At 38.8% G+C, this 22,761-nt stretch carries 17 protein-coding genes and 1 tRNA gene; 13 read left to right on the top strand and 5 right to left on the bottom strand.

Going from position 1 to position 22,761, the window contains the following annotated elements:
• Window positions 1-20: 20 nt before the first annotated feature.
• Both DCO56_RS25325 and DCO56_RS25320 read right to left on the bottom strand, forming a co-directional pair.
• Window positions 21-1,346 (bottom strand): trigger factor, encoded by a 1,326-nt coding sequence (locus tag DCO56_RS25325; protein WP_108636487.1) that lies wholly within the window; start codon window positions 1,344-1,346, stop codon window positions 21-23.
• Window positions 1,347-1,414: 68 nt separating this feature from the next.
• Window positions 1,415-1,496 (bottom strand) — tRNA-Leu (locus DCO56_RS25320).
• Between the two features lie 149 nt (window positions 1,497-1,645).
• Between DCO56_RS25320 and DCO56_RS25315 the strand changes: the two genes are divergently transcribed.
• The 5 genes from DCO56_RS25315 (at window position 1,646) to DCO56_RS25295 (ending at window position 7,060) form a co-directional block, all read left to right on the top strand.
• Complete coding sequence (locus DCO56_RS25315; RefSeq protein WP_108636486.1) at window positions 1,646-2,257, top strand: hypothetical protein; 612 nt, start codon at window positions 1,646-1,648, stop codon at window positions 2,255-2,257.
• Entirely contained in the window at window positions 2,254-2,556 is a 303-nt protein-coding gene (locus DCO56_RS25310) for a winged helix-turn-helix domain-containing protein (protein ID WP_108636485.1), read from the top strand. The genes DCO56_RS25315 and DCO56_RS25310 overlap by 4 nt, the downstream gene beginning before the upstream one ends.
• A gap of 53 nt (window positions 2,557-2,609) precedes the next feature.
• The gene (locus DCO56_RS25305) at window positions 2,610-3,101 is read left to right on the top strand and encodes a hypothetical protein (RefSeq protein ID WP_108636484.1); all 492 of its coding nucleotides are present in this window, start codon (window positions 2,610-2,612) and stop codon (window positions 3,099-3,101) included.
• 4 nt (window positions 3,102-3,105) lie between these two features.
• The gene (gene creD, locus DCO56_RS25300) at window positions 3,106-4,590 is read left to right on the top strand and encodes a cell envelope integrity protein CreD (protein WP_108636483.1); all 1,485 of its coding nucleotides are present in this window, start codon (window positions 3,106-3,108) and stop codon (window positions 4,588-4,590) included.
• 388 nt (window positions 4,591-4,978) lie between these two features.
• Window positions 4,979-7,060, top strand: a complete 2,082-nt coding sequence (locus tag DCO56_RS25295; RefSeq protein WP_108636482.1) for a S9 family peptidase — start codon at window positions 4,979-4,981, stop codon at window positions 7,058-7,060.
• 532 nt (window positions 7,061-7,592) lie between these two features.
• Here the strand turns inward: DCO56_RS25295 and DCO56_RS25290 are convergent.
• Complete coding sequence (locus DCO56_RS25290) at window positions 7,593-8,540, bottom strand: MlaD family protein (protein WP_108636481.1); 948 nt, start codon at window positions 8,538-8,540, stop codon at window positions 7,593-7,595.
• A 62-nt stretch (window positions 8,541-8,602) separates the two neighbouring features.
• Window positions 8,603-9,403, bottom strand: a complete 801-nt coding sequence (locus tag DCO56_RS25285; RefSeq protein WP_108636480.1) for an N-acetylmuramoyl-L-alanine amidase family protein — start codon at window positions 9,401-9,403, stop codon at window positions 8,603-8,605.
• Between the two features lie 156 nt (window positions 9,404-9,559).
• On the opposite strand from DCO56_RS25285, the gene DCO56_RS25280 reads away from it, so the two are divergent.
• From DCO56_RS25280 to DCO56_RS25270, 3 genes are all read left to right on the top strand, one after another.
• Window positions 9,560-12,235, top strand: a complete 2,676-nt coding sequence (locus DCO56_RS25280; RefSeq protein ID WP_245935914.1) for a putative LPS assembly protein LptD — start codon at window positions 9,560-9,562, stop codon at window positions 12,233-12,235.
• Window positions 12,236-12,378: 143 nt separating this feature from the next.
• Window positions 12,379-13,626 carry a competence/damage-inducible protein A gene (locus DCO56_RS25275; RefSeq protein ID WP_108636478.1) on the top strand — a complete coding sequence of 416 codons (1,248 nt, stop codon included), beginning with the start codon at window positions 12,379-12,381 and terminating at the stop codon, window positions 13,624-13,626.
• Window positions 13,627-13,750: 124 nt separating this feature from the next.
• Window positions 13,751-15,100: a dihydrolipoamide acetyltransferase family protein gene (locus tag DCO56_RS25270; RefSeq protein WP_108636477.1), complete on the top strand. Its 1,350-nt coding sequence runs from the start codon at window positions 13,751-13,753 to the stop codon at window positions 15,098-15,100.
• 161 nt (window positions 15,101-15,261) lie between these two features.
• On the opposite strand, the gene DCO56_RS25265 is transcribed toward DCO56_RS25270, so the two are convergent.
• Entirely contained in the window at window positions 15,262-16,635 is a 1,374-nt protein-coding gene (locus tag DCO56_RS25265) for an MATE family efflux transporter (RefSeq protein WP_108636476.1), read from the bottom strand.
• Window positions 16,636-16,874: 239 nt separating this feature from the next.
• On the opposite strand from DCO56_RS25265, the gene DCO56_RS29930 reads away from it, so the two are divergent.
• The 5 genes from DCO56_RS29930 to DCO56_RS25235 all read left to right on the top strand — a co-directional run bounded on the left by DCO56_RS29930 (window position 16,875) and on the right by DCO56_RS25235 (window position 22,749).
• The gene (locus DCO56_RS29930; protein ID WP_108636475.1) at window positions 16,875-17,390 is read left to right on the top strand and encodes a Sec-independent protein translocase subunit TatA/TatB; all 516 of its coding nucleotides are present in this window, start codon (window positions 16,875-16,877) and stop codon (window positions 17,388-17,390) included.
• Window positions 17,391-17,475: 85 nt separating this feature from the next.
• Window positions 17,476-19,713 (top strand): Tex family protein, encoded by a 2,238-nt coding sequence (locus tag DCO56_RS25255; protein WP_108636474.1) that lies wholly within the window; start codon window positions 17,476-17,478, stop codon window positions 19,711-19,713.
• Between the two features lie 207 nt (window positions 19,714-19,920).
• Window positions 19,921-20,628, top strand: a complete 708-nt coding sequence (locus tag DCO56_RS25245) for a hypothetical protein (RefSeq protein ID WP_146191136.1) — start codon at window positions 19,921-19,923, stop codon at window positions 20,626-20,628.
• 4 nt (window positions 20,629-20,632) lie between these two features.
• Window positions 20,633-20,908: a hypothetical protein gene (locus DCO56_RS25240; RefSeq protein WP_108636472.1), complete on the top strand. Its 276-nt coding sequence runs from the start codon at window positions 20,633-20,635 to the stop codon at window positions 20,906-20,908.
• Window positions 20,909-21,429: 521 nt separating this feature from the next.
• Window positions 21,430-22,749, top strand: a complete 1,320-nt coding sequence (locus tag DCO56_RS25235) for a serine hydrolase domain-containing protein (protein WP_165308838.1) — start codon at window positions 21,430-21,432, stop codon at window positions 22,747-22,749.
• Window positions 22,750-22,761: the final 12 nt, after the last annotated feature.

Raw genomic sequence — 22,761 nt, 5'->3', positions numbered from 1 at the left:
TTTTTTTTGTTTAAAATTGCTTACGCTAATTTTTCGAATTCTTTAAATTCAATATCGCTGCTATTCAATTTCACCAAACCTTTTAGGTGATCAAATACTTTTAAAGCTTTAGCTTCTTCGAATAAACGATTACCCTGCTCTCTGTCTTGCAACAATTGAATTGCAAATTGGTTCAATTGCTCATCAGAAGGTTCTTCGTTGATATTGTACATTTTAATTTGTGCGTAAATACGTTCCTTCGCTAAATTGATTACTTCATCATATTTAACTTCAAGACCGTTTTCAGTAACAACACGGTTTTCTATGATTGTCCATTTCAAGTTATTCAAGAAATCAGCAAAACCTTCGTTAAGCTCCTCCTCAGAAATGCTAGGGTTAGTAGCTTTCAACCATCTTTTCAAGAACTCTTCAGGGAATGTAACGTCTACTTTCTCCATACCAAAAGTATACATATCATTACGTAGTTTTTGATCTGAGTTTTGCTTAAATAAGTTTTCTACTTCTTCCTTTACTTTTTCCGTAAATTGGGCTTCTTCAGTGACTTCACCTTCAGCAAATAATTTATCGAAAAACTCTTGATTAAGATCAGCCTCTTCTAAACGGTTGATATTTTTAACAGTCAACTCAAATTTAGTTACATCCAAAGCTGTAGCTTCTTCTTCAGTAATGCCCAAGATACGTGCTAAATCTTCAGTTTTGAAAGCTTTCTTAACATCAATTTTAACAGTATCGTCTTTTTTAAGACCTACCAAAGATTTTTTGATTTTCGCATCTTCAACGATATCCGTACGGATTGAAGTTGTTTTTTCAAGACCTTCCTCTTTATCTTGTTTTAAGGTTGCATACAATACATCACCTTCTTCGGATACTTCTGGATTGGTCATCTTTCCATAGCTACGACGTAAGTTTTTGATACGATCCGCCAAAGTCTCTTGGTCAGCTTTGATATCGTAAACAGCAAACTCAGTCTCAGCTGTAAAAGGCAAATCAAAAGCAGGTGCTAGACCAATCTCATATTTAAAATTGAAGTTGTCTTTATAATCCCAGCTATATTGCGCATCGTCTTCCAAAGGAAGCGGCTGACCCAAAACCTCTAATTTATTTTCTGAAATATAATTCGTGATTTTATCGTTCACCAATTTATTGATCTCATCAAATAAGATAGATTTACCATAGGTACGTCTGATATGTCCCACAGGAACTTGACCTGGACGGAAACCCGGTAATTTTGCCTTTTTAGCTTGCGCTTTAATCTCTTTGTCGACTTGAGGATTATAATCTTCAGGTGCTAATGCGACGTTGATTACCGCATTGATTGCATCTACATTCTCGTGTGAAATATTCATACTCTTTTTAGCTATATCGCATTCATAAAAAAATCCTCCCGAGGTTTTAAGTTCGGGAGGACATCAAGTGCGGAAGAAGGGACTCGAACCCCCACGCCTTGCGGCGCCAGATCCTAAGTCTGGTGCGGCTACCAATTACGCCACTTCCGCATTAGGATTTCTTTTGATGCCACAAAGATAGAAACCAAACCTATATCTTGCAAGTATTTTATACTCTTTTTTTTATTTTTTTTCAATATTCTATTCTCCTCTTGCATAATTCATTATTATTCATTTACTTTGAATATCAAAGTACTTTTATGGAACAGAAAGATTTATTTAAAGAGCTTGGACAGATTAGATCATTGATGGAAAAATCCTCCAAATTTGTTTCTATAAGCGGATTGTCAGGTGTACTCATTGGCTGTTATGCTTTATTAGGCACTTTACTTGGCTACTACATTACGACCAATACTGAAGCCTTGAACAATCAATTCACAGGCGATCTAACGTTATTAAATATCTTTCTAATACTTGCTATTTTCATTCTTGCTCTCTCACTATTGACCGGATGGCTCATGGCACGTAAAAAAGCGAAGAAAAGTCGACAGTCTATTTGGAACATTACGAGCAAATCTCTTTTATTTGCAGTTTCAATCCCATTGCTAACTGGAGGCCTGTTGGTGCTAATCCTGCTTGCTCAGGGTTATTATCATTTGATTGCAGGGATGTTGCTTATTTTCTATGGTGTAGCTTTGGCTGCTGGTAGCATTTATACCTTTACTGAGGTGAGGTGGTTAGGCATACTTGAGATATCCTTAGGACTACTGGCACTATGTCTTCCTGACCACGGACTGCTATTATGGGGATTGGGTTTTGGTGCGCTACATATCATCTATGGTTTTATCGTTTACAAAAAGTACGAATCGTGAAATTGGATCTTTCTTTATATGACAAAGTATTTGAAAACAGAGTCCGCTTACAGATTATGAGTGTTCTTGCAGCGAATGAAGAATACGACTTCAATTCTCTGAAAGAATTGTTGGATGTAACCGATGGTAATCTAGCTTCTAACCTTAAAACATTGGAGAAAGAAGAATATATTGTCGTGGAAAAAAGTTTTGTTGACCGCAAACCCAATACCCGATATAAAAGAACGACAAAAGGATTAAAAGCATTTGAAAATCATCTTATTGCATTAGAAAATTTAATAAAACAACAATACAAATAATTTTTTTATTCAATCACTTTGAAAATCAAAGTACTTTTAAAACAACAAAAAAAATGAAAGGAACTCGATTAAAACTTATGCTGCACCTCTACAACTGGTCTTCCAGCGTGTATGCAAATATTTTTAAATGGAACAAAAAAGCATGGGGAATTAGCAAAGAAGAATTTCTAGCCTACCCTCTTGGTAGCATCGGTCATGGTTTAGGTCTCTTTTACTTGAGTAAGGGATTTGATGTTATGGCTAAATTGGAAAATCACGATGTGTTTCATATTATAACGGAAACAGGAACCGAAATACAAGATGAAATTGCAATGCAATATCTTTTATTGGGAAATGGAAAAATAAGCCTTTATCTGATCGGAATGATCGTTATCGGAGGCATCCTTTTTCCAGAACATTTCAAATATTACAAAAAAACTTTTCACAAGGGGCGATCCTTACAAAAATTTCACCATATAGAATTTAAGGATATACTTCATTACCAACTTACTGAATTCCAAATTGCATTATATAGTAAAAATATTCAAATAAACTTAAACAAATGAAATCATGGAAAATCACAATAGTAACACGTCATTCAGTACAGCGCAAAATTCGCTATTTGATAAAATTAGCAACTCAACTGTCCTAAAGTTATTTGTCATTCTATTTCTTTCGCTCCTCTTGCTCATACCGCTGACACTAATCAGCGATCTGATTGAGGAACGCAAAACGCGAGAACAAAGTGTGTCCGAAGACATCGCTCTTAACTGGGGGCAAGAACAAGTTATTTCCGGCCCGGTCTTAGCAATCCCCTACCGCGAAACTATTCAGAAGCCAATTGAAAAAATTAATGATGCTACGACATTAGAATACAAACAGACAAAATGGATCTTTATCCTCCCCCAAAACGCTAATATCACCACGGACATCAGCCCACAACAATTATCACGTGGCATCTATAACTCCGTAGTATATAATAGCAGTATTTCGATAGACGGACGTTTCAATAAAATTGATGTAACAAAACTGGAAATTCCCGCCGAAAGGATAGATTGGACAGGAAGCCGGCTTGTATTTGGCATACAAGATTTTAAAGGACTGGGCAAACGCCCTCTCCTTAGCTGGAATGGGCAAGAGTTGACTTTTGATCCTGATTTTAACAACCTCAAACTATTCAGTCAAAATTTAGTTTGCCCCATTTCTGTCAGCCCCAACGAAAATGAAAACCACTTCAAAATCACACTAAACCTCAAAGGATCTAAATCTTTGAATTTTGTACCGCTCAGTGATCAAACAAATATTTCCGCTAGAGGGAATTGGGCCAATCCGAGCTTTGTCGGCGCATTCTTACCAACCAAACGAACAATTGACAAAACTAATTTCTCAGCATCTTGGGAAATTCCTTCTTTTAGTCGTAAGTTACCACAACAGTGGTCAGGGGATATCCTTCCAATCTATCGTTTCGAAAAGCACAAGGGAAGTTTAACAGATGACGTTGAACTTACACAAGCTGCTACGAGTACTGCATCCAGCCCCATTATACCCAGCGACATCTTGGTGAATTCGGATATGATTACTATAAATTTTCTGCCAGACATCAACAATTACCAAAAAACAACCAGGGTTGCTAAATATGGTATATTGATCATCTTATTGACCTTCACTTCGCTTCTATTCACCGAAATAATCAAGAAAAAAAGAATACATATTATTCAATATGTACTGATCGGAGCCGCCATGGTACTCTTTTACACATTACTATTAGCTTTATCAGAGCATATCGGATTTAATCCGGCCTATCTAATTGCATCGATCGCAACTGTATTGCTTATTGGAAGTTTTATCAAAGCGATTACCAAAGATCCTAAAACGGCCCTTTTGTTCGGAGCTATCTTAGGTACTTTTTATCTGTTCATCTACCTACTTATGCAACTTCGGGACTACTCACTCATTGCAGGGACAATTGGTATTTTCATCATTTTGGCAATCCTGATGCGTGTTTCTACAAAAATTAACTGGTATCAATTTGACAACAACCATGCTGATCAATAGACAACATCTGAAAATTTACTGGGTCATTATCCGAATATTAATTAAAAAGTAAACCTACGTCTCCCAATAGCCGCCTTTTCAAAAATAAGGCGGCTATTTTTATGCTTTACTTAGCATTTACTCGCAAAATCTGTAACTTGCAGGGATATTTTTCAGCATTATACATGATTTATTCAATCGCACTGGAGAGTGAATAACCGAGCAAAGCGAGCTCATGAATACCGCTTAAAACATCCACTCGATGAATAAATCTGATAGCTTCATCACCATTGAAACCGCCGAAGGCAGCATGAATGCCTTAAAGGGAAAATGAAATAATGAATAAACAAACCGAGTGAAACGAGCTCATTTATACCGATGGGACAACACTTATAAATAATTTATGCGGATGAATAAACTTACAATATTTACATTAGCGATTATGGCATGCAACCTTAGCAATGCGCAAGAAAGCAAAGGTGGAAAATCCAGTTTTAAAATGGTTACAGAAAACCCACAACCTATTACCCCCAGTAAGCTTTGGGAGCTCGGACGGGTATCTGCTGAAGGACTTTCCTCAGACGGTAAAACGTTGGTATACGGTGTATCCAATTACAACCTGGAAAGCAATGCAAGTGAGAAGAATCTTTTTACAGTTTCATTGACCAATGGTACGACTGGCCAATTAACTGATCAAAAGGGAGGGGAAACGGTAGTTCAAATCGAAAAAAATGGCGATGTGATCTACCTATCAAAAGGTCATTTGTGGAAAAAAAATCTGACCAAAGGCGAAGCAGTACAACTGACATCCGGTGAGATGGCTTTGGAGAATGTTAAATTTTCTCCGGATGGAACGCATATTCTTTTTAGCCGTCCCGTATTGATCAAAAAATACCACAGTACTGACAAATATCCAGAATTGCCGAAGTCTGATGCCTATATCTATGATAATTTAGATTACCGTCATTGGGATACCTTCAATGATGGTAAATTCAATCATCCTTTTATTGCCAGTTATAGCAATGGTAAAATAGGAGAACCGGTAGACCTGCTCAAAGATCAGCCCTATTATAGTCCACAGGCACCTTTTGGCGGTGCAGAAGATTTTATCTGGTCTCCTGACAGTAAAGCGGTATTATATGTTTGCAAGAAAAACTTCGGAACAGATTATGCTGTAAGCACGAATACGGATATCTACCGCTATGAGATTTCTTCCGGAACCACGACTAACCTTACTGAGGGCATGAATGGTTATGACATCGCACCAGCTTATTCGCCGGACGGAAAAAGTCTGACTTGGCTCAGCATGAAAACTGAGGGCTACGAATCTGATAAAAATGACATCATCTTATTTGATAAAAACAACGCTATCCGTTTAAATTTGACTTCACATTGGGATGGCACAATCAACAGTTTTATCTGGAGCAACGACAATCGTAAGATTTACTTTACTGCTGCAATCAAAGGCACCGTACAATTATTCGAACTGGAAGTACCTTCGAATGTCAAATCGAAAAATCTTCCAAAGATCCAGCAAATTTCTACCGGAGATTTTGATATTACAGGTATTGTAGGGCAAACTGGGGATAAATTGATCGTCACATTGACAAAGTTTACACGTGCGACCGAAATTTTCAGCTTCGATCTCAAAAATAAATCTTTGACAGCCATCACCAAGGTGAATGATGACAAGTATGCAACAATTGCTGAAAATAAAATTGAGAAACGGATTACAAAATCATCTGATGGCGCAGATTTATTTTCATGGGTAATTTATCCGCCAAATTTTGACCCCGCAAAAAAATATCCAACAATACTTTACTGCGAAGGTGGACCACAATCGGCACTCACCCAGTTTTATTCATTTCGCTGGAACCTACAGTTGATCGCATCCCAAGGCTACATTGTTATCGCACCAAACCGTAGAGGTATGCCGGGCTGGGGAGTCAAATGGAACGAAGCGATCTCCCAAGACTGGGGCGGTCAGCCGATCAGAGATTATTTAGCTGCAATAGATGATATCTCCAAGGAATCATATGTTGACACAGCTCGCCGTGCAGCAATCGGAGCCAGTTATGGCGGCTATTCGGTTTACCAACTGGCTGGCGTACATCAAAACCGTTTTAAAACTTTCATAGCGCACAATGGTTTATTTGACATGAGAAGTTGGTATGGCACCACAGAAGAGCTATTCTTTGCAAATCATGAATTAGGCGGAGCATACTGGGATAACAAAAATGAAAAATCCTATACCGAATTTAATCCGATTGAAAAAGCAAACAACTGGCATACGCCTATTCTGATTTTTCAAGGCGGAAAAGATTATCGTGTTCCAATAGGACAGGGTTTAGCAGCCTTTCAACTTGCTCAGTTGAAAAAAATAAAGAGCAGACTTGTTTATCTCCCTGATGAAAACCACTGGGTATTGTCTGGGCAGAACGCGCAGGTCTGGCAGAGAGAATTCTTTACATGGCTTAAAGAAACCCTCTAATACCGCTGTAAAATCAGATAGTGAGCGAATACACTTACACTACTGATAAAATAGCTAATAAACTATTACAATTGTTAACTATTAACGCCACTTATTAAGTGGCGTTAATAGTTAGTTTAATGCACGACCCTAAAGTAAAACCGGATATTTACGGATTCAGATTATTGATTTCCCCTTACAAATTGACCATCCGAATGGATGTAATCTATTTCATCAATCTTTTTCGATCATTTTGCATAATGAAAGAGCATGTTAACCACTGATTAATACCTGCCTATCTATTAACGGCGATATTACAGGGGGTTTACAGGGGTATAACAGGGGGTTAACAGGGGTATATCCCTATTAAGGTTCTGTTAATACCCTATAAAAAAAGTATTAATAGGGTTTTAATATTGGACATGGTATCAACTTGGTAATAAGTTAAGTACCAGCAGAGCGAGCCAACTTCACTTGCTAAAGAAGTCTTAAATACAAAAAGCCTGCAAATTGCAGGCTTTTTGTATTATTAACTATATCCAATAAACGAAATCTATTTTTCACCTTTTTTTCCAAAAATAGAAAGCTTGATATATTTACCAGGTTTCTCCTTGACATCTTTCATCAGATTATCCATCTCTTTTGATGCATTATTCAGGTTGTTGTATAATTCTTCGTCATTGAGCAACAAGCCTATCGATCCCTTACCACTGTTTATCTTACTCGTGATGTTCTGAAAATCGGCCATTGTTGCATTTACCTTATTCATAGTTTGTTCAAAATCCAATCGCGCTGCTTTGTCTGTAATATTATTTAGATTAGCCATGATTGAATTTATTTTTTCACCATTTTGTGCGAAATTGGATGTGATGGATTCCAGGTTTGCCATGATCCTATTCAATCGTCCCTTCTCATCTCCAACCAAGCCTTCCACATCTTTTGTAATCCCTTCTACATTCTTCAACGAGGTTGAAATACTATGGATACTGCTTTTAAAATCATCCTGGAATTGCTTATCCAGAACTGTATTAACTACGGAAAGTGTAGAATCCAGCTTAATCGTAATGGTCTCTATACGCTTTTGAATCGGCTCGACCTTGTCCATAATATTGGGCTGCACACCTGAATTAAGAAAATCACCATCCTTGGCCATGTCCGTACTATTACCCATTTCAAATACAATCGCCTTGCTACCCAATAAATCTGTGCTTGAAATTCGGGCGATGGTATTTTTAGGAATATCGTAATGGGAATGGATCTTAAATTCTGTTTTTATTTTACCATCTGGTTGCAAGGTCATTTTTGACACCCTGCCTATTTGATAACCATTCACTAAAACCGGTTTGGAAGATGTTAATCCATCGACTGTGCTATAAGTCGTATAAAAAGTATTATCGCTACTGAAAACGTCGTTTCCTTTTAGAAAACTGTACCCAATAAATAATAGCGCGATCGCAACGGTTGCTAATATGCCGACTTTTGTTTCGTTTGATATTTTCACAAATTATTTCTTTTGTAATGCATCATTAATATAAGTTTAAAACAGTACAAAAGCAAATCTGTTTAGCGTTCTACTGAATTTTTATAAATTTTTAAAGCCGAAACCAAATTATCGACAATTTCTTGTTGTCCTGTCTCTGACAATAGATAACTCTCTTCTTCCCTATTGCTGATAAATCCAATTTCTGTCAAGACAGCTGGCATACCTGCTTCAGCAAGTACAGCTAAACCTTTTTCCCAGAATCCTCGACTATGTCTTCCTGCTTTTACATACTCACCTTCAATCATTTGTGCCAGGCGGATACTTTTTTCACGGAATCTGTTTTTCATCAATGAGAAAATAATTGCACTTTCGGGATCTTTTGGATCAAATCCCTGATAGTTTTCTTTGTAATTCGATTCCAGCAAAAGTGATGCATTTTCTCGAACGGCAGCATCCTGCTGTCCTAGACGATGGGAACCTGACACTAAGCTTTCTGTTCCATGAGCACTGGAGCCACCAGAGTTACAGTGAATCGAAATAAACAGATCCGCTTTATTTGCGTTTGCTAGACGAATACGCTTATATAATTCCACAAATTCGTCTGTCGTGCGCGTATAGATGATTTTTACCCCTGGAATATCTTTTTGAATTTGCCTTCCGAGCTTTAGTGCGACATCTAAAGCTACATTTTTTTCCAGGGATCGACGGCCCTGTGCTCCAGTATCTTTTCCACCATGCCCAGCATCAATAACAATAGTCTTGATCTGATAGTCAGGTGGCTCGGGTTGGCCGTTGTTTAATTTGAAAGAATTCAATAAAAAAAATCCCAAAGTAGCAACTATAATGCTACACCATTTTCTAATTCTTAAATCTGATTTCATTGAATAATTATTTGCTCTACTATAAACGATACAAAATGAGTCAATATTATTTCTTTAATAGATAACGATATTTAACATATTTTCTATTTGTTTTTTGACTAATTTTGTCCTTCGAAGTTTAACATTATTTCACAAAAATAACATTTGTCTTTAATTTTGAAGTCGTTAATCAACATTTTAACACTATTTATCATTCTTGCAACGAGCAATTCAACGTTGGCTCAGAGCAATATTCCATTAAAACAGAACGGACTTCAAAGTAAGGACGCTGTCTCGGCGAACAGTAAACTGCAGGATACAACAAAAATTAAGCCTGTAGATTCTACCAAATCCGTTCAAGACACCGCCAAGAAAAAAGGCAGCGGGCTGCAGGCGGAAGTCAGCATTATTGCTGTTGATTCTCAAAAATCGGAAGTAGCAAAGAATATTAGTCATTTATATCGCGGAGCAAAAGTAAAGTATCAGGATTTTGAGCTTTCGGCTGATTACATCCGTCTTGACCGCAATCAGAAAAAGATCTTTGCGTCGGGGATATATGATAAAAGCGGTAAATATGTAGGACGTCCTATTGTCATTATGGGTAATGGTGAATCACCCAAAACCGTAGATTCACTTTATTATGATTATGAGAAACAGGAAGGAAACACCTATGGTATTATGACTGAGGTCGATGGAGGCTTTATCCAAGCCAATATCGTCCGAAAAAATATCTATGATGAGATGTCAATCTATAAGGGGCTATACAGTACTTGTAACCTCCCACAGCCACATACCCATTTCGGAATACATATCTCGAAAGGGATAGTGACCAAAAATCAGATTATTTCAGGTCCGGCTTACTTAGTAGTAATGGGGGTACCTATGCCTGTGGCTTTCCCCTTTGCATTTTTCCCAAAGCCAGATAAAAGAGCCTCGGGATTTCTTTTCCCCTCTTTTGGAGAGGACTATACGAGGGGCTTTTCCATGCGTGACATTGGTTGGTATTTAGCCTTCAACGATTATTGGGATAGCGAGATCAGAGGATCTTTGTATTCGAAAGGATCTTGGGAAGCTTCAGTAAACACTCGATATACAGTCAATTACAAGTACAATGGTGGATTTAATATACGCTACGCCAATACCAAAGTCGGTGTGGAAGGTACCGATAATTATGGTTCAAATAAAGATTTCAATGTAACCTGGAACCATACCCAACGTCAGGAAGCTAATCCTGGGACATCCTTCTCCGCGAGTGTAAACTTCGGTACAACATCGTTCTTCCAAAATACGGGTACAGGTAGTGTACAAAATAGTTACGAGAATTTAGCCCGTAACAGAATGGGTTCGTCCATTAGTTATGGAAAAGTATTTGCCGATGGAAAAGTAAACTTAACGGCCAGTTTAACACATAGTCAGGATATGGCAACAAGAAGCATTCAATTGAGCCTACCCAACATAAGTTTAAACGTATCCTCATTCAATCCTTTTGACAGTAAGGATCGCGTAGGCGAACAAAAGTGGTATCAACGAATTAATGTTGGCTATAGCTTCCAGGCACAAAATACAGTTAACACAGCAGATTCACTGCTTTTCTCGTCAGGAGGCTTCAAAAGATTTCAAAATGGTTTCCAGCATAATATCCCCATCAGTCTCTCACTTAATGCGTTTAAATATTTCCAATTTAACACAAGTGTAAATTATACCGAACGGTGGTATTTACAAAGCACAAGACAACGTATTGATAACACCCCATCAGGTTATAGACAGCGGCTCGATACACTACAGGGATTTAATCGTGCTTATGATTACTCCATATCTACTGGTCTTTCAACAAAAATCTACGGTATGTATCCAAAGATCGGAAAAATTGAAGCGATCAGACACGTTGTTACCCCTTCAATTAATTTAAATTACAGACCCGATTTTTCGGATCCGCGTTATGGATTCTACCAGCATTATAATGACCAATACGGCAATCGCAATGTTTATTCTATCTTTGCTCAGGGTGTGTATGGCTCACCTTCTGCCGGAAAATCCGCAGGTATCGGCTTCTCAATTGACAACAACATTGAGGCCAAGGTAAAAAGCAAATCTGACACCACCGACGGCGGTTTCAAAAAGATCCCAATTCTTCAGGGGTTAACCTTTAGCGGAAATTACAATTTCGTAGCAGATTCATTGAAACTGTCTCCGATAACTTTTTCCGGCCGGACAGCTTTTTTCGATCAGAAGATGAACGTCAACTTCAATGGTACCTTTGACCCCTATTCTGTAGACGATAATGGTGTCCGTATCAACAGATATGCGATCAAAGATGGAAGTTTGGCCCGCCTGACAAATTTTGGTTTATCCTTTGACTATAGTTTAAATCCAAAAGCTGCCAAATCACGTAATAACAATATTGATTCGTTGAGAAAAGAAATGTCTGGTGCCGGAATGACTCCGGAGCAAGCACAGGCTTTAGCACGGATTAGTTCCGATCCGAATGCTTTTGTGGATTTTAACATTCCTTGGAATCTGGCTGCCTCATTCAGTTTCAACATGTCCAAGTTTTTTAATTCAAGTACCAGACGCATGGACAACCAGATTACGAGTACATTGAATTTGCATGGCGATTTCAGTGTTACACCTAAATGGAAAGTCACCTTTCAATCCGGCTACGATTTCAAACAAAAAGAAGTTGTCATGACTTCATTTAATATCTATCGAGATTTACACTGTTGGGATATGTCCTTTGGTTGGATGCCATTCGGACGATATCGAAGTTATAATGTCACCATTCGAGCGAAGGCATCCATCTTGCAAGACCTCAAACTGACAAAAAGAGCAAGTTCTGGAGGCGGTTATTTTTAAAATAACCGCTTTTTTTATTCCACTTACCTAAGTTCCTATACTAGATTCACTTCCATTGCACTCGAAAGCATTCATTTTAAACTCCTTCTTATCAAAACAATTTTAGCCTATAGTTGATCCGTAATTTTATGTAAGTTTATACTATGAAAGCAGAAATTATCACCATTGGAGACGAGATTCTTATAGGCCAGATTATCGATACCAATTCCAGCTGGATTGCACAACAATTAGGAAAATTCGAAATTGACATTGTCCAGATGACATCCATTCCCGATACAGAGGACGCTATTTTCAATACATTAAAAAGTGCTTCCGCAAGAGCTGATTTGATTTTAATTACAGGCGGACTCGGCCCGACTAAAGACGATGTTACTAAAAATACCGCTGCCAAATATTTTGGTACAACCTTAATTCGGGATGAAAAAGTACTTCAGCATGTCACCAGTTTCTTTGAAGCCCGTAATCTAGAAATGTTGGAGATTAATCGACAGCAAGCGGATGTATTGGCAAACTGTGAAATATTGTTCAACGACTACGGCACAGCTCCGGGCATGTTAGTTTCAAAAGAACAAAAGCATTATATTTTTATGCCCGGTGTTCCATTTGAAATGAAACATTTGATGGAAAAACGCGTCTTTCCGTTACTCGAACAGCAAAGTAAAGATATATTCATCCATCACGAGACAATACTCGTCGGTGGTATTGGAGAATCCTATCTGGCAGAAGAAATAAAGGATATTGAAGAAGAACTTCCCTCAACCATTAAATTGGCCTACTTGCCTACTTTGGCTTTTATTCGCCTACGGCTTTCCGGAAAGAGCAAAAACAAATCGGATATCATACAAGAAGTAAAGCTCTTTAAGAGCAAACTTCTGAATCGATTAAAAAATCATGCCATTGCGGATTATGACACGACTATTGAAGCCTATTTGATCAAGGAGTTTACGCAACAGCAACTTACACTGACTACTGCGGAAAGCTGTACCGGAGGTAGTTTGGCGGCGTCATTAACTGCCAATCCGGGTAGCAGCGAGATCTTCGTCGGTGGTACTATCCCCTATTCCAATCAGCTAAAACAACAATTATTGGCAGTCAAAGAGACGACTTTAAATCAATTTGGGGCAGTCAGTGAACAAACTGCCATTGAAATGGCAGCTGGAGCAAAAGCAAAATTCAGTACCGATTATGCCATTGCCACCACTGGGATAGCAGGTCCAGGGGGAGGATCCGTGGACAAACCTGTGGGAACTGTATGGATTGCAGTAGCCGGAAAAAAAGAAATTATCACAAAAAAGTTTCAATTCAACAATGACAGACTCGTCAATATCGAGCGCACGCGCATGAATGCCCTTCTTCTACTTTGGAAACTGCTTGTGAAAGAAGAAGTATAAGAATCGGATAAACGTAAAATAATATTTCAATAAAATCGTTTTTTGAGGAATAATATTTTAAATTGTTGAAAGTAAACCACAATTTAATTAACTTCGTTTTTCTATAACGAGATTGCTAAAAAATATGGCTTTATATAAACTCTTACTTCCAAAAATGGGAGAAAGTGTATCGGAAGCAACAATTACCAAATGGTTAAAACAACCAGGTGACCTGATTGAAGAAGATGACACTTTATTGGAAATCGCAACAGATAAAGTTGATTCGGAAGTACCTTCTCCTGTAAAAGGTATTTTGAAGGAACAACTTTATACCACAGACCAAATCGTACAGGTTGGAGATGTCGTTGCAATTATAGAAGTAGAAGGAAATAACGAAACAAGTGAATCAGCCGTTCAAGCGGAGGAAAGTCCAAAGGATCAAGCTACAGACTCAGACGAAGGTGCCGATCTGGAAATACCAGGTATGGATCAATTAGAGAGTCCTAAAGAAGAAATTACTCCGGTTCATTACGAGCACACGACTCGTTTTTATTCACCGTTGGTAAAAAACATAGCCCGTCACGAGGGACTATCTCTCGGAGAGCTAGATCGTATCCAAGGTACCGGAGCTGAAGGTCGGGTGACGAAAGAGGACATTCTATCTTATGTTTCCAATCGAGGGGCACGCCAAAATATAGATCATTCAAAAGCGGAGAACGCTCCCATTATCAAGGATGAACCGCTACAAACTGTTCCAACGACAACTGTCCATACAGTGGTAAACGGTCATGATGAAATTATTGAAATGGACCGTATGCGTCGCTTGATCTCTGACCACATGGTCAGGAGCGTTCAGGTATCCCCACATGTCTGTTCATTTGTGGAAGCAGATGTAACAAACCTCGTTCTTTGGCGCAATAAAGTAAAAGACGCCTATAAAAAACGTGAGGGAGAAAATATAACGTTCACACCATTGTTTATAGAAGCAATTACCAAGGCGCTAAAAGACTTCCCTTTGGTTAATATATCGATAGACGGTTACAATATTATCAAAAAGAAAAATATCAATATCGGTATGGCGGCAGCGTTGCCCAATGGTAATCTTATTGTCCCGGTAATAAAAAATGCCGATCAACTGAGCCTAGTGGGGTTGAGCAAATCGGTTAATGACCTTGCACAACGCTCACGCGCCAATAAATTAAAACCTGATGATACCCAAGACGGGACATTTACATTTACCAATATTGGTGCCTTTGGCAATATTATGGGAACGCCGATTATCAATCAACCTCAAGCTGCGATATTAGCGGTCGGCACCATAACAAAAAAACCCGCGGTGATTGAAACTGAATACGGCGATATGATCGGAATCCGACATATGATGTATCTTTCACTATCCTACGATCATCGTGCAATAGATGGCGCCTTAGGCGGCACATTCTTAAAACGGGTTGCGGACTATCTCGAACACTGGGATAGCAACAGAGAAATTTAAAGACGACAACGTCGTTATAAAAAAGTGGCTATCCAAAAGCTTTTGTATAACTTTTGAATAGCCACTTTTTTCTTTTAACCATATTCTATACGGTTACATCTCAAATATGCTACTTTCGGCATACTCCACGTACTTGATAGGGACTTCTCCTATGTTACGTTTTATAGTTTACTATTTTCAAACTGGAGTTTCTTTTTCTTGATGACCAATTGGAAGCGAAAATAAAGTAAAAGCGAAGAAGTCAATAAGCCTAAAGTAAGCCCATACCAAATGCCCTTAATACCCCAATCAAAGAGTATCCCCATCACATAACCACTAGGCAATCCGATTATCCAATAGGCGACAAAAGTGATGATCGTTGGAATATTAACATCACCCATACCTCTTAAAACCCCCAATCCAACAACTTGTGTACCATCAAATAGCTGAAAAAGACCTGCAATGATCAGCAATTGAGCTGCGATAACAACCACTGCTTTATCCGAGGTAAAAATGTACGGCAAGTAATTATTAAAAATTGCAAACAAAGAAGCAGTAATCAACATAAAAAGCAAAACCAACTGATAGGACGTGATCGCAAAGCGCTCCAAGCGGAACAGATTTCTATTCCCATAGCTATTGCCCACTTTAATTGTTGCCGCAGCAGCAATACCACTTGCCATCATATATGTCATCGCCGCGAGCTGAATAGCGACCTGATGAGAAGCCTGTGCGGTAGCACTAATTGTCCCCGCCAATAATGATGCTCCTGCAAACGCACCGATTTCAAAAACATATTGCATCGCGACCGGAGCTCCGATCCGCAATATTTTCCCCAATCTTACCCGATCTATGACTGTAATTTTAAAATGTTGTATATAACCATTGAACTTCTTCGAACGCAATACGTAGGTCATCATCACTGACATCATCAAGATACGGTCAATCAACGTACTGTACCCAACACCTTTCACCCCCATCGGCGTAATTCCGAACATTCCCTTGACGAAGATGATGGCTAAGATAATATTGAGAACATTTCCCCATATCGTTACGTTCATAGCCTGTTTAGTAAATCCCAAACCTTCGGCAAATTGCTTAAATGTACTGAATACCATTAATGGTAACATGGAAAGACTTAAGATAAGTAAATAAGGTTTCGCTTCTTTTACAACAGCCGGATCCTGGTTCAAATGATCTATTGCGAGCATCGATCCAAAATAAACCAAACAAAATAGTAATACTCCCGTAATAATATTCAACCAGAAACTATTGGACAATAATACCGCACATTCCTTCCTGTTATCGCGGCCGTTTTCCTGCGCAATCAATGGCGTGATACCATAAGCAATTCCCAATCCAACGACCATAACAATCATAAAAACTGCATTCACCAAGGACACGGCAGCCAATGGAATCGTTCCAGCAAAATGTCCGACAATAACGCTATCGGCGGTATGTACCAATGTATGTCCGAGCTGTGAAATGACAACCGGCCCAGCCAATACAATTGTACTTTTATAATACGGCTTGAATGTTTTAAATTTTCCCAACATAATCAATTCCTCAAAAAATAGGCACGAAAATACGAAGTTATTTCCGATCTATCGTCATATTAAAAAATATTTAGCAAAAATATAACAAAATTTACCCTGAAAGTACCTACCCCTTGTTAAGTAATTTTTATGTTTCAAATACCTTAAAATTATCTTAAATTTGCCCGTTAGTCTAAGAACTATAGAAATATAAATGTAACTTAGCATCTAGTTAGTAATCAAAAGAAGAGGAAAAGAGTATGTACAATCCAGTAATAACATTCCTAAACATCGGAACACAGGAGATGATTTTAATCGTGTTTGCGATCTTGTTACTTTTTGGTGGCAAGAAGCTTCCTGAATTGGCCAGAGGTTTAGGAAGAGGGATACGAGAATTCAAAGATGCATCTGAAGGCATCAAACGTGAGATTTCAGATCAGATCAATAATTTCGAAAAAGACATAGACACGAAGACAGAGGTCAAAGAGGAGACCGTTCCAAATGAAGTAAAAGTTGCGGAAGAGCAAGCGAAAGCTGAACAAGAGAACCAAGCTGTGGAAACAGCTGAAAACACGGAATCCGAACCAGCAAAGAAAAAATATGAATTTTCAACTCCGGCAGGAGTTGTGGAGCACAATCCACATAAGCAATTAGATTACGGAGAAGAACCTTCTCATATCACCTACGGATATAATGACCACTTTGCTGAGGGCAAAAATAACGAAGGCGAAGAAAAGAAACCTTCAGAACAGGATAACACCAACAAACCTGCTTAACCTTATTACATTAATTTACAATTAGATATTTAATAGAGCTGTTGAATCGTTATTCAACAGCTTTCCTTTTTAAAGTAAACCAATAATGAGCTTATTATCACACGAAACTACTATTGCTAACGAGCTATCCATAAGCGAAAAACAAGTTCGCACGACAATTGAACTATTAGACGAGGGCGCCACCGTTCCATTTATTTCCCGTTATCGTAAAGAGATGACCGGCAGCCTGGATGAAGTTCAAATCACCAATATCAGAGATCGTTCCCAACAGTTAAGGGAACTGGACAAGCGCAAAGAAGCTGTATTAAAATCCATCAATGATCAAGGAAAATTGACAGCAGAACTTGAACAGCAAGTTATGACTGCCGAGACTATGGCAAATCTGGAAGATATTTACCTACCTTATAAGCCAAAGCGCAAAACAAGAGCCAGCGTTGCCCGCGAAAAAGGACTGCAGCCTTTGGCAGACCTCCTTTTGGCCCAAGACAAGGCTGATTTTCTGACACTTGCAAGTTCGTTGATCGACGAGGAAAAAGGAGTTAAAAATGCTGAAGAAGCTTTAGCTGGGGCACGTGATATCATTGCTGAAATTATTGCTGAAGATGCTACCGTACGATCTAAATCGAGGGCAATATTCCTAGAAAAAGGAGAATTTGTATCGAGAGTAGTTCCCGGAAAGGAGGAAGCAGCGATTAAATATAAAGATTATTACGAATGGTCAGAGCCATTAAAAGATGCTCCCTCCCATCGTGTTTTGGCGATGCGCCGTGGTGAAAAAGAAGAATTGCTTTATCTGGATATTGACATCAATGAAGAAGATATTCTCCCAACCATTGAATCTATTTATATTAAAGCTTCCAACGAGGCGGCTTCACAAGTGAAATTAGCATTGACAGACAGCTATAAGCGGCTATTGAAACCATCTATGGAAACAGAAATTCGCGTGTTGACCCGTCAAAAAGCAGATGAAGAAGCGATTAAAGTTTTTGCAGACAATGTTCGCCAGTTACTTTTAGCAGCACCATTGGGACAGAAGAGACTACTCGCAATAGACCCCGGCTTCCGAACAGGATGTAAAACCGTTGTATTGGATGAACAAGGTCAGCTCAAAGAAAACACGGCTATTTTTCCACACAATGGTGCAAACGGGCTTGCCGAAGCACAAAAGACGATCAAATATCTGGTATCAAAACATGATATTCAAGCCATTGCGATCGGCAACGGCACTGCGGGACGTGAAACTGAAGATTTTATCAAAAAACTGGGGCTCGATAACGTCACTATTGTGATGGTCAATGAAAGTGGAGCTTCTATCTATTCAGCATCAGATACAGCCCGCGAAGAATTTCCTGACCACGATATTACAGTACGTGGTGCCGTATCAATCGGAAGGAGATTAATGGATCCACTGGCTGAACTTGTCAAAATTGACCCCAAGTCAATAGGCGTAGGGCAGTATCAACATGATGTAGACCAAAATAAACTGCAGACGTCTTTGGACGATACTGTCATCAGCTGCGTAAACGCTGTAGGTGTGGAATTGAACACGGCATCCAAACAAATTCTATCGTACGTCTCCGGGCTAGGACCATCCTTGGCACAACAGATTATTAAATATAGAAATGAAAATGGTCCGTTTACATCACGGCGTGAACTAAAAAAAGTTCCGCGTCTCGGAGACAAAGCGTTTGAACAAGCAGCTGGCTTTCTTCGGATCAGACATGCGGACAATCCGCTGGATTCCTCGGCCGTACACCCTGAACGTTATGCCTTGGTTGAGCAAATGGCCAAAGACTTAGGTAAAAAAGTAGAAGATTTACTCAAAGATGCTGAATTAAGAAAATCCATTCCATTGAAAAACTATATTTCTGAGGAAGTTGGGCTACCAACATTAAATGATATTCTGAATGAGCTTGCCAAACCGGGGCTTGACCCAAGGGAAAAGTTTGAAGCTTTTTCATTTACTGAAGGCGTCAATAGCATTGGCGACCTACGCATTGGCATGAAACTTCCCGGTATCGTTACCAACATTACAAACTTTGGTGCTTTTGTCGATATTGGTGTACATCAAGATGGCTTGGTACACCTAAGCCAATTATCCAACCGCTATATCTCCGACCCACATGAGGTGGTTAAGGTTCAACAACATGTCACAGTCACCGTTACGGAAGTAGATGAAAAACGCAACCGCATTGCCCTGTCGATGAAAACAGATGAAAAACCTGCTGTCCCCAAGAATAAACGAAATGAGGGCAAACGGCAAGCGGAACCAGAGACAGACATGGCGAGTAAACTAGCCGCGTTGGCAAGTAAATTCAAATAAATCCCACGATTAAATAAAGGCTGATTTTTGGACTGACCCCAATAAATTGGACTAATTTACGCAGTGTTTTTGATATAATGAGCTCGGTATTCCACCGGGCTCATTCCATTTAAATCGATCCGTATCCATTGGTTAGTATAATACTTAATATAGACCGTTCAACACTTTTATTTCGTATCTTTAAAAGACAACAAGCCTTAATGTGATATGAAACACTGTATTATACTCTTATGCTTCTCGCTGCTAATGCTGCATTTTCAAGCTAAGGCCCAATTGGGAGAGGGAGCATATATTTCCCAAACCGGCACAAGCAAAAACTTAATTTTGGTCAAAGATCATTACCTATCCTTGATCGACTATGATGACAGCAAAAAGCAATTTGGTTATACTTGGGGCGGCCCCATACAACAGCAAGACGACAGACTTGAGGTGACTATTGAATACGATACCAAAGACAGCACAAATATCGGGAAGACGACCAGTCTAGCTGTTAAAAATGAAAAAGGAGCCATCCAAATCAAGTTGCCCGATGCCAACAAACTTTTCGTCAAGCAGAAAGCCATCGTCCAAGATTTAGATGCATTATGGAGAATCACGGGCAGGAAGCAAGAAGCCAAGATGCATGAGATTCCGAAAGCAGACCGCAAAACAATAAAGATCCTAGTTGACGGCTACTTCCAATGGATTGCTATTAATCCAGCCCAAAAAGGTTTTTACGGAACAGGGGGCGGAAGCTACAGTTATGAAAACAATCGTTACACCGAGAAAATACTATTCTTTTCAAGAGACAACAATAAAGTCGGTCAAGAACTTCATTTTGATGGGAAGCTCGAAGATACTAAATGGCATCACAGTGGAAAGAGCTCAAAAGGAGATAATATTTATGAAATCTGGAGTAAAGAATTAGCAAATTAACAAGATGACAATAGAAGAATTTCAATTATTGGACAGTCCTGTTCATCACTGGTCTGCCGTCCAAAAATCATTATGGTATGACAAAAAAGGAGATTGGAAAACAGCACACGACCTCATTGATCAATTGGATGATTTAGAAGCCGCCCATGTACATGCGTACCTTCACCGAAAAGAAGGAGATCTCTGGAATGCCCGCTACTGGTATAATCGGGCACATCAACCTGTTTATGCAGGTGATCTTGACGCGGAATGGAAGGAATTGTTTCGACTATATTTCTAATCGATCTATTCATCCTGCCCCCTTCTTATAATCGCTTTCTCTAAAATGCTCTTACTCATTTTTGATGTAAATTTCGTTTATATCCCTATGGCATTAATCAATCCCGATAATTTATCAATTATCCCAAACAATAAATTTTAGCCAGAACATATAGTCAAAACAAAAACTAGAGTTTATTTTTGTAACAAAAATAACACAAAAGAAAAACAGCTTAAGACATACAAATGAAATGGCATGAATATTGAACATTGTTTTCTATACTTTAAAAAGTATACTTTTCATAAATTTAGGTTAATAATTGGTTAGGTTAAACACCTGAAGTTCCCCACTTCAGGTGTTTTTTATATGTATGAAGCTATTGCTGGTATTACATTCAGCACCTTCTCTTCTGATCCCGCTCCAAACTAGATAATTATTTGTTTATGGACAAACATCTGATTTTGTCTAATGAAACATCGGATCCATTGTATTACTATATTTTTTGTTATATATTTAAGTCCATGATTAACCCGACAAAAATTATGAAAAGAACATCAATTTTACTGTTTTTATTAAGCGGCCTTTCCATTGTGGTCCTACGGGCACAGGAATTTAATCCTAGCCGAATGGATAGCTTAATGTCCGCCATGGATAAAAAAAACGCCTGGATGGGAAGTATTGCAATAGCGAAAGGAGATAAATTACTTTATCAAAAGGCTATAGGTTACGCTGATAGAGCACAGCAAAAGCTTGCCACGACCAATACACGATATGGTATCGGTTCCATCTCCAAAACTTTCACCGCAACCCTTGTATTAAAAACAATCGAGTTAGGGAAACTGCAAATGAATCAAGCCCTATCTACCTTTTATAAAGATATTCCAAATGCCGATAAAATAACGATACGTCAATTGCTTGATCATAGTAGCGGGGTACACAGTGTCACTGATGACAAAGATTATTTAACATGGAACACCAAAGCCCAAACTGAAAAAGAACTTGTTGAGCGTATGATCAAAGGTGGCGCTGAGTTTGATCCGGGCAGTAAACATGAATATAGTAATTCAAACTACATTTTGCTGACTTACATCTTAGAAAAAGTTTGGAAAAAAGACTATGCTTTTTTATTGAACCAGCAGATCTGCCAGCCGTTAAAATTGGAACAGACCACATTTGGCCGGCCACAAAATATTGCCAAAGATGTTAGCGAGTCGTATAGATTCACACAAGATTGGGACCTAGAGCCACATACGGATAATTCTGTTCCTCTTGGCGCTGGAGCAATATGGTCTACCCCAACAGATCTGGTCAAGTTTTTTAATGGTTTATTTAACCATAAACTGATCAATTCCACCAGCCTTGAAGAGATGAAAAAAATTATTGGCGGCTATGGGCTGGGGCTATTCCAAATGCCATTTTATGACCGCCGGGGATTCGGTCACACAGGGGGGATTGACGGTTATTCTTCTGTGGCGAGCCATTTTGATGACGGCAATTATAATGTTGCACTCATCAGCAACGGCAATAATTATAATAATAATGAAATACTAAAATTCAGCTTTGGTGAACTGTATCAAAAACCTTTCCCCCTTCCTGATCTTTCAGAAATACAATTGACAGATGAGGAAACCACGAGCATACTGGGTGAATATAAAAGCGAACAGCCTCCAATTCAGATCAATATTACCAAAGATGACGGCAAAATATTGGGACAGGTTGTAGGCCAACCCGCATTTCAATTGAAACCAAAGGATAAAAACACATTGGTGCAGCTTCAATATGGTGTAAAAATAGTTTTTGATCGCAGTGAGAATAAGATGACGCTCTATCAAAATGGGCAAACACTTATCCTGAAAAAATAGTTCTCGCTACCC

This window comes from Sphingobacterium athyrii (assembly GCF_003071065.1).
Lineage (GTDB): Bacteria > Bacteroidota > Bacteroidia > Sphingobacteriales > Sphingobacteriaceae > Sphingobacterium > Sphingobacterium athyrii.
The sequence above is the reverse complement of the archived record's forward strand: the minus strand, read 5'-3'. Positions and strand labels throughout refer to the sequence as shown.